This window comes from Polaribacter sejongensis (assembly GCF_038024065.1).
Taxonomy (GTDB): domain Bacteria; phylum Bacteroidota; class Bacteroidia; order Flavobacteriales; family Flavobacteriaceae; genus Polaribacter; species Polaribacter sejongensis.
The window spans coordinates 1,557,501-1,573,939 of record NZ_CP150667.1 but is presented as its reverse complement, the minus strand read 5'-3'; the positions used below and the strand labels follow the sequence as shown (position 1 = coordinate 1,573,939).

The window sequence follows — 16,439 nt, the reverse complement described above, 5'->3', positions numbered from 1 at the left end:
TTATTAAAAGTCTAGAGAGAGTCCGAATACTACTTTTGCAGCCGTAGGGTAAAAACCTCTATCTACACCAATAGAATTATAGTTGAAATTTCCAATTTCTGGATCTAAGCCTTTGTAACCTGTAAAGGTGAAAAAGTCATCTAGAGAAACGTAAAACCTTAAGTTGTTAATATGCATTTTTTCAATAGTATTTTCTGGCAAAGAATATCCAAATTGAATTTGTTTAATTCTCATAAAAGAGCCATCTTCTACCATTAAATCTGTGTCATAAGAAGCAATTACATTAGCGGCTCCTGGGTAGGTAGCTACGTCACCTGGTTGTGTCCATCTTTCATTAAAGAAATGTACCGGTTTGTTTGTAATTGGTCTAGACGGTTGATGATACGTTGAAATAATATCATTACCCAATGTTCCTTGAAATTGTAGGTTAAAATCAAACGCTTTATACGCCAAACTGATGTTTCCACCAAATAAAACGTCTGGATGCGGTGATCCTATATTTGTTTTATCAGCATTTGTAATGCTTCCATCTTTATTGGTATCTACTTTTATAACTTCACCAGTTGCAGTGTCAATTCCATCTGTTTCGTATCCATAGAAATACCAAGAAGGTTGTCCTTCTGTAAACCTTGTAATTCCATCAGGATTTTGAGGAGCCCCAGCACCTGCAAGAGAAGTCCCCTCTGGTACAAATAGAATCTCTGTCACTTTGTTTTGTAGAGTAGATAAGTTTGCATTAATGTTGTAGCTAAGTCCACTTTGTGTAGTATCTCCATAGCCTAATTCAAATTCGAAACCTTTATTTTCTATGGTACCAGAATTAAATTCATTAGAAAGAAAACCTGCCGAACCTGGTGTAATTAAAGAACCGTCGTTAATAATAGCATCTCTAGTTGTTTTCTTGTAATAGTCTGCGGCAAAAGTTAATCGGTTATCTAAGGCTCTTAAATCTACTCCTAAATCTAACTGCTCAGAAGTTTCCCACACTAAGTTAAGGTTTGAATATCCTGTAATCTGAGCACCTATATTTCCTAAATAATCAATATTTTGTCCGTTAATTATAGAGGTAATATATGTTTTATCTGAGTTACCATTTAAGTTACTTCTACTTCCATTTTGCCCCCAACTTGCTCTTAATTTTAAATAATCTATTTTAGATTCTCTATTCCAGAAATCTTCGTTTGAAGCTACCCAACCTGCAGAAAATGCAGGAAAAGTACCCGCTTTATTTGCTATTGGAAATTTATCTGATTTATCTCTTCTAATAGAAGCTTCAAATAAATACTTTCCTAAATAATCATAAGATAATCTACCAAATATAGACACCATATTATCTGGTGATGGATCTATTTGATTTACTTGAGTGTTAAATTCTGGTAAGTCAAAATTAAAGCCAACAAAATCTGCAATAGAAGCAGAACCACTTCTAGAAGTGGGAGTTGTTACTCTTGTTTCTTCTGCAGAATATCCTGCTAATAAAACAAAATTATGATTCCCTAAGGCTTTCTCATAAGAAGCAAAATTTTCCCATAACCATCTTTTAGATTCTACAACGTTTTGAGAACCAGAATACGTTGTGTTTGATGCTTCTGAAGAAACATAATATGGATTGATCATGTTCCTTGTATCCCATTGATTTTTGTCATATCCAAATCTTGTTGTAAAAGAAAAGCCTTCAAAAGGTTTAAATTTTAAATAAGCAGAGGTTAAAAATTGATAAGCATCTACAGTAGTTTTGTTAATGTTATTTGCATAGGCAACAGGATTTACAACCTCTCCAGTAGAATAACTTGGGTATCCATAAACATTACCATTTGCATCTTTTAATACCGGAACACCATTTGTGTTAGAACGGTCTATAACAGATTGTGGTACGGAACCGTTAGCATAAGTGACGGGTGTTAATGGATCTAAAATAAGCATATTTTGAATTACACCTCTAGTGTCACTATTTTCTTGAATCCCACTCTTATCTGAAGAAGAATAGGTAGAATTAACACCTACTTCTAACCATTTAGCAACATCCCCTTTTAAGTTTACTCTAAAAGTAGATCTTTTAAATGAAGAGTTTCCATTACCAACAATACCATCTTGATCTAAATGAGAGGCAGAAGTAAAATAAGAAAATTTTTCTGTAGCTCCAGATAGGTTAATGTCATTTCTGTGCATAATGGCAGGAGAGAAGGTTTCTTCTATCCAATCTGTATCATAGCCATTGTCTGTTACACTTGTTAATCCTGCTTCGTTCATGTACTGAACAAATTGTGAAGCATTCATTAACTCCATATCTGTTTTTAAAAATTGAACACCTATTTGAGAATTAAAAGACACTTGTAATCCTCCTTTTCGTCCTCTTTTAGTTGTTATAATAACTACACCATTTGCACCTTCTGTACCATAGATAGCAGCAGAAGCAGCATCTTTTAGTATTTCGATATTTGCAATATCTGAAGGAGCAATATCTGCAATAGATGATGCTTTCATACCATCTACTATAAATAAAGGCTCTGAATTTCCACTAGAACCCGCACCACGAATTCTTATTTTTGCTCCAGAACCTGGTGAACCAGAAGAAGACGATACCGTAACACCAGATGTTCTACCTTGTAATACAGACTCTACTCTTTGATTAGAAGAACTTTTAATTTGTTTAGAGTCGATACTGGAAATTGCTCCGGTAACTAAACTCTTTTTCTTACTACCATACCCAACAACTACAATCTCGTCTAAAGACTCTAGGTTGTCTTGTAAAATTACATCTATCTTTGTACTAGTTCCCACAAGAATTGTTTGAGAATTCATTCCTAAATAAGAAAAAACTAACTCATTTTCTGGAGAAACGTTTGCTATTGAGTAATTTCCCTCAAAATCTGCATTTGTACCTTTAATAGTTCCCTTAATTACAACTGATACTCCCGGTAAAGTGTTTCCTGCGGAATCCGTTACCTGACCAGTAATTGTCTTGCTTTGCGAAAAAACATTCTGCATACATAATATTAGGCATGCAATAATCGTGACTTTAAATTTTATCATCATTCATATTAATTGGTTAATTAAAATACTTGTTTTGATAAACAATGTAGCAACTAAAAAAAATGTATTATAAATTAAGTAATACTATCAATAGTAATAACATAATAATTACTAATAGTACCTCGTAAAATATTTTATTTTTAAACTTTTTCTGTTCCATAAACATTGTCGTACTCTTCAAATTTATAAGAACAAATCAATATTTTATATCACAAAAAAAACAGCTTTTAAAACAATTGTAGCTATTTAACCTTTATTTAACACGTATGCTACATTTAATTCATTGCCCGCTTCAATTTTACTATTGCAATGTTTTAAAAGGAATTTATTTGTATTACTAATACAATAAGACGTACTTTAAAAGTAGTTTTCTGGGTGTTGTTATGGTTTTATAATTAGATATTTATGTCTTTTTTTATTTCTATTTCAGATGGTAAAATTCCAAAATGAGCTTTAAAGCATTTAGAGAAATAGGATGGGGAAGAAAAACCTACACTAAAACATGCTTCACTAATATTGCCTCTGCCAGAATCTAAAATTTGTTTAGCTCTTTCTAATCTTATTTTTCTAATAAATTCATTAACGGTTTGACCTGTTATTGCTTTTATTTTTCTGTATAATTGACTCCTGCTTAGTTTTAATTGTGATGCCAACTCTTCTACACTTAAGTTAGAATCTGAAATATTGTTATTTATATATTCTAATAGTTTTTGTATAAATTCTTTATCTATAGAGTTGGAGTTTATTTTTTCATCAGCACCACTTATTGCTCCAAAAAATTTATCGAAAATTAATTGTCTACTTGTAATTAATTGTGACAAACGAAGTTTTAATAATTTTAAATCGAATGGTTTTATCATATAAGCATCAGCACCATTTTCTATACCTTCAATTCTATTTTCTATGGTTGTTCTTGCGGTTAACATCATTACAGGAATGTGGCTTGTAGAGGCATCTGTTTTTATTGTTTTACAAAATTCAAAACCATCCATTTCTGGCATTACAACATCTGTAATAATTGCGTCTGGTAAGGTTTCTTTTGCCATTTTAACGCCTTCTTTACCATTACCAGCAACAAAAACCTTGTATTCTTTACTTAATTCTATTTTTAAATAATCTAGTAATTCTATATTATCTTCAACAATTAAAATGGTCTTAGTTTTAGTTAGTTTAGATACTTCTGTAGTTGGAATTTCTGTGTCTTCTGGAGTAATTAATAAGAATTGTTCTTTTATATTTACTTTCTTCTCATTTTCATATATAATTTGATCTTCTGTATAATGAGCATTACCAGTTGGTAATAGTATTTTAAATGTGGTGCCAGAACCTACTTTACTTTCTACCTTGATGTCTCCTTTGTGGAGGTACACAAAACTCTTTACTACTTCTAAACCAATTCCAGTTCCACCGATATAGGTTTTGTTTTGATCTTCTACTTGATAAAAGCGTTCAAATATTTTTTCAACTTCTTGTTCGTTTAATCCTGTTCCTGTATCAGAAATTACTATTTCTATTACTTCCACTGGTTGCTTTTTATCAATTAAAGGTAAGAGGTATCGTTTGTGATTAGAAAATAAATCAATATTTATAGCACCTCCTATAGGAGTTGCCTTTATTGCATTAGATAAGAGGTTGAATATGATTTTTTCTAACATCTTTTCATCTGCCCAAACACTTAAATCTGGTACATCTGAATCTACACTTAATAAAATATTTTTATTGGTTGTTTCTTCTTGAAAATAGTTCGCAATGTTTTTAGAAAACTCAATTAAATTAATTTTAGAGGCTCTAATTTTCATCTTATTATGCTCTAATTTTCTAATATCCATTAATTCATTTATCAACCTGTAAAGTCTGTTTGTGTTTTTGTAGATGATTGCATGTTTATTTTTAACACTTTGTGGTAGGTCTAATTCTTTATTGCTAATAATATCTTTAATAGGGTTTATAATTAGTGTTAATGGAGTTCTAAATTCATGAGAAATATTTGTAAAAAATTGAAGTTTCTTTTGATTCAATTCATCATTTTGACTTTGTGCTAAACGTTCATTTTTTAATATTTCTTTTTCTTTTATTCTTTGTTGAGTTAAGCTGTTTAGTAAATAAATGCATAATAAAAACACTAGAATATAGCCTAATATTGCCCAGTTGGTTTTCCACCAAGGTGGAAGAATGGTAATGTTTAATTCTAATGGTACGTTACTCCAAACACCGTCATTATTAGAGGCTTTGAGTTTAAAAATATAATCTCCATGATCTAAATTTGTATAGGTCGCATTTCTTTTATGTCCAACGTAATTCCAAGTAGTTTCATAACCTTCTAAATAATAAGCATAATTATTTTTTTCTGGTCTTGTATAGTTCAAACCAGTATATTCAATGGTAAATACAGATTGCGTATGTGAAAGTTGAATGTTTTTTGTCTCTGAAATAACTTTTTCTAATGGAGAGTTTTCAGTAAGAGGAATTACTTTTTCATTAAACAATTTAAAATCTGTAAAATGCAGAGAAGGTAAGCTCGCATTTGTGGCTATTTCTTTAGGATTAAAATAATCTAACCCCTTAAAATTACCAAAATACAAAATACCTTTTTCATCTTTTAAAACTGCTCCAAAATTAAAATCATTAGAAAGTAAACCGTCATTTGATGTATAATTAGTAAATTTTTCTTCTTCTATGTCAATTTTTGTAAGTCCAGAGTTACCGCTAACCCAAATATTTTTATCATTATCTTCTATGATTGCAGCAATATTCTCTTCCTCAAAACCTTTCGATTTATTATACCATGTATAGGTGTCTTCTTTTTTATTGTACCTACAAAGTCCTGCTCCTCTTGTTCCAATCCAAATTTCATTTTTAGAAGATTCATAAATACTTAAAATATGACTGACGTCAGATAAGTGACCATATTCTTTCTGCATTCTAGTTTTTAAAGAAACAACATTAAAGGTGTCATTTTCTAATCTTGTTATTCTAAACAGACCATCGGCAGTTCCTACCCAAATAGCATCTTCTGCATCTACAAAAACTACCATAAGTTTATTGCATAAAGATTGATGAGCTACAAATTCTTTAGAATTAAATTTTGTAAAAGTGTTTGTAGTTGGGGTGTAAGAGTGTAGTCCTTCAAAAAAAGTAGCAATCCAAATGGTACCTTTAGAATCTTCGGAAAAACTTCTTACCGTATTTGCTTTAAAGTTTTTTACAGGATTATGTTTACTGAAATTTATGAATTTTTTAGATCCGTTTTTTAAAAGATAAATACCATTATCCCAGCTTCCTGCCCATAAATTATTTTTAGAATCTAAAAACAAACTCACAATGTAATTAGAATTAAGCCCCGAATAAACAGTGTTATTTTCTTTATTGATATGAGTTATTTTAGCGTTTTTAGGGTTGTAAACATCAATACCACCTCCATCTGTAGAAATCCATAAATTACCAGTTTTGTCTTTTACAACACTTGAAACGGAGGGAATTGTTAACGAATTATTTTTATTAGGTAAGCTTTTTATGTCTTTAAATTTATCATAGAGTTTATCGCTAACGGCAACACCACTGTTAAAGTATCCCATCCAAATTCTATCATTTTTATCTATAAAAAGTTCCCAAATAGAATTATGTAAAATACTGTTTTCTTCTGTTTTATTTGAAACATAATTTTTAATAACATCGCCATTCTCTTCTAAGTGAAAAAGACCATCATTCTCTGTTCCAATCATCAATGTACTATCTGATAATTGAATTATTTTCATGATTTTTTTCGACGTAATATCAAATTTATTTAAGCGTATTATATTATTATTTCTATCATTGGTAAGGCCACATTTGTAGACGCCATTTTCTCTTTCAAAGCCAATCCATAAATTGTCTTTAGCGTCTATATACAAGTTAGAAATTGCGTGATTAATAGATTTTTCTTCACCAGCAAAAATTCTAGTGTCAATTAGTTTATTATGTATAAAATCAATTTCTTTTAAACCAAGGTTTGTGCCTACAAAAGTTTTGCCTTGCTTTGTGTGTTTTATACTAGTAATCGATAAGTCTGGAGATTTTTTATTTAAAATTCTTTCTGTTAAAAGTGTATTAATGTCTAATTTGTAAAGACCTTTTCTGTCTGTTCCTACTAACAAATTACCAGCAGCATCTTCTTCTAAAGCGAATACATTTTCTTTATAGTCAAGATCAGTATTTAATTGTACTTTTTTAAAATGATCTAAATCTCTATCGTATAAATTTAATCCATTTTCTGTTCCGCACCACAGTCTATTTTTACTGTCTAAAAAAAGACATTGTACTAAATTATTGCTTAAAGAATGAGTGTTTTCAAAATCAAATTTATAAGGAGTATAGTCTATACCATCAAATTTATATAAACCGGTTCCAGTAGTACCAATCCAAATAAACCCTTGGTTGTCTTGTACAATGGATGAGACGCCCACTTTAGGTATGCCTTCCTTAATATTTACAAACTGAAATTCTTTATAAGGTTTTTGTGCATAGTTAATTATGGAAGACAAAAATAGTATTAAAACCAAGAGGTTTTTCATAAACTAATAATTTAATAGTTACTGTAATATTACATTTTTAAACCTAATTATTTCAAGTTGATTTTAGATTTATTTGGAGGATGTTCTAATAAAAATCCATTTTTTTATCTAAATAATAGGTAGTTAGATAAATCTATTTTTGGAATGTTATTATTTAATTATAAATGTAATCAACTTTTTAACTTGAAAGTAGGGGAAGCTTTACAAATTAGATCTAAAGATAGCTTTTGTAAATAAATTTAAGTGCAACAAATTAAACATCTAATGAAAGAGATGTTGCTTTCTACTTTAGAAATAAATATAACGGAATGATTTACAGGTATTAAAAGCGCTACTTTTGTTGTAGAAACCTTTTATAAAACAGAAAAACAATAATACTTATAAATAGGTATTATTGTTTTTCTGTTTGTCTTATTTAAATTTTAAATAAAGTGCAGTAATTTTCATTTAACTAAAACGTTGTGAAATTTTAATAAACAAATTAAATAAAGAATATTGTTTAAAAAAAGAGATTTAAGCAAACTTTATAGATTTAGAAGGCTGAATTTTAGTGATAATATAAGAAGGAATAATTAGCATTAAAAAAGACATAATTAACGTGCCAATATTAAGCAATAAAATAGCTTTTAGAGAGATGTAAACTGGCATTGTAGTTACATAATAGGTCTCCGGATTTAATGTAATAACCTCAAAGTAATATTGTACAAAAAGGATAGATAAACCAATGATATTCCCCCAGAAAAGTCCTTTTATAATTAGGTAAGACGCGTTGTATAAAAATATTTTACGGATGCTTGTATTCGTGCTTCCTAAGGCTTTTAAAATACCAATCATTTGTACGCGTTCTAAAATTAAAACGAGTAGGGCAGTAATCATATTTATGCCTGCAACTAAGATCATAATGGCAATAATAAACCACACATTATTGTCAAAAAGTTCTATCCATTCAAATACAGCAGGGTAACTATCTAAAATAGTTTTACTATTCAAAGTTGCACCAATATTACTGTAAATTTCTTCTCCTTTTTCTTCGATTTTATCGAAACTATTTAGAATAACCTCAAAACCTCCAACTTCATTTTCTGTCCATTTATTTAGATTTTGGACTTCTCGGATGTCGCCAATCATCATAGATTTATCAAATTCTGCAAAACCAGAATTGTAGATTCCTACTATGGTATATTTTCTGTTTGATGGTAGCTTACTAGTAGAAGTTTTTATAAAAGTAGCTAAAACAACATCGTTTAATTTCAACTGTAAACGATTCATTATTGTTTGAGACAATAAAACCTCTTTGGTTCTATCTTGATTAAAATTTGGGGTTCTACCTTCAACTAAATACTCGTTAAAAAAAGTCCAATCGTAATCTGTAGAAACTCCTTTAAAAATAATGCCTTCAAATTCTGTTTCTGTTCTTAAAATTCCTGCTTTATTAGCAAAAACCTGAATGTTTTTAATTCCGTCTACATTTTTAAACTTCGGATAAAAATCTTGGTTTTTATCAACAGGAACCGTTGAAACATCAGAATTATTAGCATCGTAATTAATAATTTGAACATGGCCTTTAAAACCAGCCATTTTATCACGAATTTTATATTGCAAGCCAGCGCCAGTTGCAACAGAAATTAGCATAATAATTATTCCCAAGGCAATTGCTGTGATTGCAATTTTTATTATTGGAGATGATATGCTATTTTTATACTTTTTACCGGCAATAATGCGTTTTGCAATAAATAACTCGTAATTCAAATTGATGATAGATTTTAAACCTTTCAAAAGTACATATTTATTCTTATTTCTAATGCTGAATTTTCAGCTGATTTCTTATGCTCAAATTACACCAGTTAAAAGTGCTGGATTAAAAGTAGAAAGTGAACAAATAACTGTAAAGGTGGGAGCAGAAAGTACCCATTTGTACCTCAGTTTATTAAAAAATAAAAATGTAGCAATTGTAGCAAATCAAACTTCTGTATTGTCTGTTATTCAGAGAGCGGAAGTAGCGCCTAATGTTATGGGGTCTAAAAAAGTTACGCATCATTTGGTAGATTATTTACATAACTATAATGGAATAAATGTAAAAAAAGTTTTTGCACCAGAACACGGTTTTAGAGGGAAAGCAGATGCTGGCGAAGTTGTAAAAGACGGATTTGACACCAAAACAGGTTTACCAATTATATCGCTTTACGGTAAAAATAAAAAACCTTCAGCAGCACAATTAAAAGGAATTGACGTTGTAGTTTTTGATATTCAAGATGTCGGTGCTCGTTTTTATACCTATATTTCTTCTTTGCATTATGTAATGGAAGCTTGTGCAGAACAAGGAATCCAAGTGATTTTGTTAGACAGACCAAACCCCAATGCATATTATATAGATGGTCCTGTTTTAGAACTAGAGCATACGTCTTTTGTAGGAATGCATAAAGTTCCGGTGGTTTACGGAATGACTATTGGCGAATATGGAAAAATGATAAATGGTGAAAAATGGCTTAAAAACGGAATTCATTGTGATTTAACAGTAATTCCTGTAGGTAATTACAATCATCAAACGGAGTATAGTTTACCGATAAAACCGTCACCAAATTTACCAAATGATAAAAGTATAAATCTCTACGCTAGTTTGTGTTTTTTCGAAGGAACAAATGTGTCTGCAGGAAGAGGAACAGAAATGCAATTCCAAATTTATGGTTCTCCGTATTTAGCAAAAAGCGAATTTACTTTTACTCCAAAAGTAAATGAAGGTGCAAAATATCCAAAATATAAAAACATATTATGCTACGGAGAAAATTTACAAGAAGTAGAGCGTCTTAATAGATTAGACTTGTCTTTTTTAATAAAGGCATACAAACAGAATACTTCTAATGAGTTTTTTAATAATTTCTTTACAAAATTAGCGGGTACAAAAAAGCTGAAACAACAAATAGAAAAAGGAGTCTCTGAAAATGAAATTAGAAAAACCTGGGAGAAAGATCTGGAAGCGTTTAAAGTAGTTAGAAGTAAGTACTTGATTTATCAGTAAAAAAAGAACTTCAATAGTTTAAAATAAAAAAGCTCGTAATTTCTTACGAGCTTTTTTAATGGTATTAAAAGAAATCTATATGTTAAGGTTGTAAGTTAATCCAACAGAAAAGTTGGTAGATTTACCAATATTACGTCCATCAATTACACTACTTACACCAACACTAGCTCCTAATTCTGGAATAATGTTCTTATAAATAGTTGCACCTAATCTTGTGTATTCTACTTTAGTTTCAGGAAAATTTCCTCCAAAAGTAGCATCACTAATATCTACACCATCAGTAGAAGCTAAATAATCTAACCAACCTTCTACATAAATAAAAGAACTTGCATATCCTATTTTAGTTGTTGCATAATAAGCATTTGGTACATCAAAATCAGCCCCACCAGCAGTATTATCTGCATCTCCTTTAAATTGGTAAGAATTTAAAAAAGTTGCAAAAAGACCATCATTATTTTGTAAATGTAAACCGGCAGTTAAATTAGTAGAAAATGTATTATTACCAAGAGATAAAATTCCGTTTGCTTCGTAACCTGTAGGAATATCAACACTTAAACCCGTTATAACATCTAAATTTAATTTATCAAAATCAAAAGTATACGCATTGTATTTTAATCCAACAGAAATATCTTGAAAACCATCTTGTTTAGTAGTTCCGTTAAAAGGATCTGCAACACCATTTCCTTCTGCAGAAATGTAAGGTGCATTTAAAACAACAGATAATTTGTTTGTAATACCATATTTTGCGTATAAACTGTATATGTTTTGATCAATTTCATTATGTGCAGGCACTGCATCCATTTTAGTTTTTCCAGCATAAAATTTTTCATAATTACTAGAGGTATAAGAAGCTGTTACAGATAAATCTCCTTTTTTTGGAGTAAAACCATCTAACAATCCTTGTGCATTAGTTTGTGCTGTTAAAGCTAGTCCAAAAACCAACCCTAATACTATTTTACTTGTTTTCATTTTGTGTTTTTTAATAGTTAGGTTTCTTTGTCGAGTGCTAATTATTTACATTACAAGATAATTTTTTTCTTTTCTGAAATAGAAAAATAGAAAAGAAAATATTTTTTATTTCTACCTCTTTTTGAGTGTGTTATCAATTTTAAAAAAAGATTATTTTTTTTAAAATTTTTTGATTTTTTATTTGAAATAGGTTTTAGAGTTTTATCATTATAAAATTTGTAATTTTGAAAACTAGAAATAAGCTACTTAAAATAATTCTAGTAAAGCATGTACAAATCTATTGTAAGACCGATTTTCTTTTTATTCGATCCAGAAAAAATTCATTACTTCACTTTTTCTTTAGTCAAAACACTTTGTAAAATTCCTTTCGTTCCTTCTATATTCAGAAGTTTATATGTGGTTGATGACAAACGATTAGAGAAAACGTTATTCGGAATAACTTTTAAGAACCCAGTAGGTTTGGCGGCAGGTTTCGATAAAAATGCAGTTTTGTATAATGAATTGGCAAATTTTGGTTTCGGATTTATAGAAATAGGAACCGTAACTCCAAAAGGACAAGTTGGCAATCCTAAAAAAAGGTTGTTTAGACTAAAAGACGATCAAGGAATTATAAATAGAATGGGTTTTAATAATGACGGAATGGAAGCTGCCATTAAAAACCTTAAAAAGAATAAAGGAAAAGTTATTATTGGTGGAAACATTGGTAAAAATACGGCAACAACTCCAGAAAATTATACGCAAGATTATTGCGAGGTTTTTACAGAATTGCATCCTTATGTAGATTATTTTGTATTAAATGTAAGCTGTCCAAATGTGGGTAGTCACGCAAAACTAAATGATAAAGACTATCTATTAGAATTAATTTCTGCTTGTCAGAAGCTTAACAATAAAGAAAAACTACAAAAACCAATTTTACTTAAAATTGCTCCAGATTTAAATAATATTCAGTTAGATGAAATTATTGAATTGGTGCATGAAACAAAAATTGATGGTGTAATTGCTTCCAACACTTCTACAAATAGAGAAAATCTAAAAGCTTCAAAAGAGCGTTTAGCAGAAATTGGTAATGGAGGTGTTAGTGGTCAACCGGTTAAAAATCAAAGTACAGCTGTTATTCAATATTTGGCAGAAACTTCTAAAAAAGCTTTTCCTATAATCGGAGTAGGAGGTATTCACTCAGAAAAAGATGCGTTAGAAAAACTAAATGCAGGAGCAGATTTAGTACAAGTGTACACAGGTTTTATTTATGAAGGACCAAGTTTGGTAAAGCGAATTAATAAAGCAATTCTAAAACAATCTTAAAGTCTAACAAAAAGTTTAACGAATCAATTTACTACTTAAAAGAACTTAATTGTTATGACAGAAACTTTGATATCTTTTGTCTTTGCAACCGCTATTTTAGCATTTTCTCCAGGGCCAGATAATATTTTCGTGCTAACGCAAAGTATTGTAAACGGCACAAAATATGGCATTGCTACCGTTTTGGGGTTAATGTCTGGTTGTTTGGTGCACACTTCATTGGTCGCTTTTGGGGTATCGGCAATCATCAAAGAAAATGAAAGTCTTTTCTTTATCATTAAACTATTAGGAGCAAGTTATCTGCTCTTTTTAGCGTTTAAAGTCTATAAAAGTGATGCTAAAATAGTATTATCGAATAGTAATATTCAAAAAGAGTCTGTTTTTCAATTGTTTAAAAAAGGATTTATCATGAATGTTTTAAATCCTAAAGTCGCTTTGTTCTTTTTGGCATTTTTTCCACAGTTTTTGTTTTCTAAAACAATTTCCAATGTTATTCAGTTTTATACATTAGGAGCACTTTTTATTGCCATTTCTTTTTTAGTATTTTCACTCATTGCAATTTTAGCGGGCAGTATTTCTACCTATATAAAAGAGCACACTAAAGTAGGAGTGTATCTAAAATGGGGACAAATAATTGTATTTACCTTCATTGCAATTATGATTTTATTATAATTAAAATCAAAAAACACCCACCTTTTTAGATAGTACTCATAGTTTTCAAGTCTGAATATTCTTTTGGGTGTTCCCTTTTTTTTAGTTTATACTATATAAGTATCGTTATTACTTAATGACCAACATCAATTTAAAGAACGTCTTAGATAAAAAAGGTCGGGCTTTCCACTATATCTTTTTGTACGGTTATTTCTGCTATCTCATCAATAACCCTATAAAAAGGATGCCGTTTCAATCCCTAACACAGCTAATTTGCCAAATGAAGTTCCTTTTCAATGATCCCTCTTTATATAAGTATTGGCTTAATACGCAAGAAACATTATCGATTACTTCTCTAACATTTAAGACAACACCATTACCAAGACCTCACAGGTTTTTAAAACCTGTGAGGTCTATTAGTCTTAAGTAGTTGATAGTACGTTCTTTATTATTAGATGCTATTTATTTTCATATAGACTGTATATAAGTCTTAACCAAATACACCTTAATTCCATACTATATTATCCAAACAAAACTCCAGAACTAATGTTTCTATGTGTCAAAAAAACTTTTTTCATCGTTTTTTTAGAGTAGTAAGATCATAATAACCCTTTTTCTCTCCATCAGTAAGGCACGCAATTCGTCGAATTCATTCCATTTATAAATATGCACCTATATATAAGAGCTCATATTATTCCGGTTTTAAGAATTACTTTGTGGAAATTCTCATTTCAAATACCTCCAGAGTTGTCATTCCAAGTACTATTTTACAAAAAAGAATCATGTCAAAGAAAAGGTTTAGCACCTAAATAAGTGTTTTCTTCAACCAGTAAAACGTATTTCAACCACACTATTTCTTAAAACAACCCATATTTCAAGAAACCTCAAACAACAAAAATGTCTATTTCCACTAAAATTGACACTACATCCAGCCTATGATTTCTATGTTCCTATGTGTTAAAAACAAGCATCCACCACCAAAACCACCCTAATCCCCAAAACCCTCAAAAAAACCTCAAAAAAACTTCCTTTATAACCCCTTAAAAACAAGTTCGTTAAAACGTAATGTAAAATTAAAATAAAATAAAGGTAAAAAAATAGTTGTTAGATTAAAAATGAGTTGTAAGTTTGCACCCGCTAACAGTAATATCACACAGTTAGCAACGTTCATTGAGGAGTTGTAAGTAAGGTGAGGATTAGTCTTTTATCTAAATAAAATGTCAAAATTTTATTAAAAATAAAATAACAATTTCCTTAGGTTTATAATTAAAAAGAGTTGTATGTTTGCAGTCCGAAATTTTCGGCAAAAAAGTTCAGAGATTTTTAGTTTTACAGCAAACAAAAACAAATAAAAAAAAAGTTTAATTTTTTTATTGTCAGATTAGAAATAGTTTGTATGTTTGCAGCCGCTAAGAATTACAGCAAAAACGATCAAAGAAAATTTGGAATGACTCTTAAGAAAGTCAGTTAGTTCGAGTCTAACATTTCTACAAAGTTTTATTTAGGAAGTAACTTTTTAAGTTGCAGATTAAGATTAAAACAAAGTTCATTGAAAATATTGAAATTGACAGCGTAATTAAAGAGTAGAATAACCATGTTTAGATTTATTTAAACAAATTCTTTTGAAACTTATTCATTAAAATATTTAAAATATACAATGAAGAGTTTGATCCTGGCTCAGGATGAACGCTAGCGGCAGGCTTAACACATGCAAGTCGAGGGGTAACATTGTGCTTGCACAGATGACGACCGGCGCACGGGTGCGTAACGCGTATAGAACCTACCTTTTACTGGAGAATAGCCTTTAGAAATGAAGATTAATGCTCCATGGTATTGAGTTTTGGCATCAAAACTTAATTAAAGATTTATTGGTAAAAGATGGCTATGCGTCCTATTAGTTAGATGGTAAGGTAACGGCTTACCATGACTTTGATAGGTAGGGGTCCTGAGAGGGAGATCCCCCACACTGGTACTGAGACACGGACCAGACTCCTACGGGAGGCAGCAGTGAGGAATATTGGGCAATGGAGGCAACTCTGACCCAGCCATGCCGCGTGAAGGATGACTGCCCTATGGGTTGTAAACTTCTTTTATACAGGAAGAAACACTGGTATGTATACTAGCTTGACGGTACTGTAAGAATAAGGACCGGCTAACTCCGTGCCAGCAGCCGCGGTAATACGGAGGGTCCGAGCGTTATCCGGAATCATTGGGTTTAAAGGGTCCGCAGGCGGTCAATTAAGTCAGAGGTGAAATCCCATAGCTCAACTATGGAACTGCCTTTGATACTGGTTGACTTGAGTCATATGGAAGTAGATAGAATGTGTAGTGTAGCGGTGAAATGCATAGATATTACACAGAATACCGATTGCGAAGGCAGTCTACTACGTATGTACTGACGCTGAGGGACGAAAGCGTGGGGAGCGAACAGGATTAGATACCCTGGTAGTCCACGCCGTAAACGATGGATACTAGTTGTTGGGCATTAGCTCAGTGACTAAGCGAAAGTGATAAGTATCCCACCTGGGGAGTACGGTCGCAAGACTGAAACTCAAAGGAATTGACGGGGGCCCGCACAAGCGGTGGAGCATGTGGTTTAATTCGATGATACGCGAGGAACCTTACCAGGGCTTAAATGTAGTCTGACAGCTTTAGAGATAGAGTTTTCTTCGGACAGATTACAAGGTGCTGCATGGTTGTCGTCAGCTCGTGCCGTGAGGTGTCAGGTTAAGTCCTATAACGAGCGCAACCCCTGTCGTTAGTTGCCAGCAAGTAAAGTTGGGGACTCTAACGAGACTGCCTACGCAAGTAGTGAGGAAGGTGGGGATGACGTCAAATCATCACGGCCCTTACGTCCTGGGCCACACACGTGCTACAATGGTATGGACAATGAGCAGCCATCTGGCAACAGAGAGCGAATC

7 protein-coding genes and 1 rRNA gene (1 of these 8 only partly in view) are annotated in these 16,439 nt (G+C 31.3%); 4 read left to right on the top strand and 4 right to left on the bottom strand.

Annotated elements, in window-relative coordinates:
* Positions 1-3: 3 nt before the first annotated feature.
* The 3 genes from WHD08_RS06575 to WHD08_RS06565 all read right to left on the bottom strand — a co-directional run bounded on the left by WHD08_RS06575 (position 4) and on the right by WHD08_RS06565 (position 9,332).
* Positions 4-2,988 carry a SusC/RagA family TonB-linked outer membrane protein gene (locus WHD08_RS06575; RefSeq protein ID WP_244183231.1) on the bottom strand — a complete coding sequence of 995 codons (2,985 nt, stop codon included), beginning with the start codon at positions 2,986-2,988 and terminating at the stop codon, positions 4-6.
* Positions 2,989-3,428: 440 nt separating this feature from the next.
* A complete protein-coding gene (locus WHD08_RS06570) occupies positions 3,429-7,583 on the bottom strand; it encodes a hybrid sensor histidine kinase/response regulator transcription factor (RefSeq protein WP_208888779.1) in 4,155 nt (1,384 codons plus the stop codon).
* A 513-nt stretch (positions 7,584-8,096) separates the two neighbouring features.
* A complete protein-coding gene (locus WHD08_RS06565) occupies positions 8,097-9,332 on the bottom strand; it encodes an ABC transporter permease (protein ID WP_208891219.1) in 1,236 nt (411 codons plus the stop codon).
* Between the two features lie 4 nt (positions 9,333-9,336).
* Here WHD08_RS06565 and WHD08_RS06560 point away from each other — a divergent pair, with 4 nt between their 5' ends.
* The gene (locus WHD08_RS06560; RefSeq protein ID WP_208888780.1) at positions 9,337-10,599 is read left to right on the top strand and encodes an exo-beta-N-acetylmuramidase NamZ family protein; all 1,263 of its coding nucleotides are present in this window, start codon (positions 9,337-9,339) and stop codon (positions 10,597-10,599) included.
* A gap of 75 nt (positions 10,600-10,674) precedes the next feature.
* Here the strand turns inward: WHD08_RS06560 and WHD08_RS06555 are convergent, their stop codons facing one another.
* Positions 10,675-11,568, bottom strand: a complete 894-nt coding sequence (locus WHD08_RS06555; protein ID WP_165733957.1) for a transporter — start codon at positions 11,566-11,568, stop codon at positions 10,675-10,677.
* Positions 11,569-11,835: 267 nt separating this feature from the next.
* Between WHD08_RS06555 and WHD08_RS06550 the strand changes: the two genes are divergently transcribed.
* From WHD08_RS06550 to WHD08_RS06540, 3 genes are all read left to right on the top strand, one after another.
* Complete coding sequence (locus WHD08_RS06550; protein ID WP_208888781.1) at positions 11,836-12,870, top strand: quinone-dependent dihydroorotate dehydrogenase; 1,035 nt, start codon at positions 11,836-11,838, stop codon at positions 12,868-12,870.
* 54 nt (positions 12,871-12,924) lie between these two features.
* Entirely contained in the window at positions 12,925-13,539 is a 615-nt protein-coding gene (locus tag WHD08_RS06545) for a LysE family translocator (RefSeq protein ID WP_208888782.1), read from the top strand.
* A gap of 1,633 nt (positions 13,540-15,172) precedes the next feature.
* Positions 15,173-16,439 (top strand): 16S ribosomal RNA (locus tag WHD08_RS06540) (it continues 251 nt past the right edge of the window).

Coding starts and splice junctions, on each gene's coding strand:
- WHD08_RS06575 (WP_244183231.1), bottom strand. CDS start 2,988: ATGCAGAATGTTTTTTCGCAAAGCAAGACAATTACTGGTCAGGTAACG.
- WHD08_RS06545 (WP_208888782.1), top strand. CDS start 12,925: ATGACAGAAACTTTGATATCTTTTGTCTTTGCAACCGCTATTTTAGCA.
- WHD08_RS06555 (WP_165733957.1), bottom strand. CDS start 11,568: ATGAAAACAAGTAAAATAGTATTAGGGTTGGTTTTTGGACTAGCTTTA.
- WHD08_RS06560 (WP_208888780.1), top strand. CDS start 9,337: ATGATAGATTTTAAACCTTTCAAAAGTACATATTTATTCTTATTTCTA.
- WHD08_RS06570 (WP_208888779.1), bottom strand. CDS start 7,583: ATGAAAAACCTCTTGGTTTTAATACTATTTTTGTCTTCCATAATTAAC.
- WHD08_RS06550 (WP_208888781.1), top strand. CDS start 11,836: ATGTACAAATCTATTGTAAGACCGATTTTCTTTTTATTCGATCCAGAA.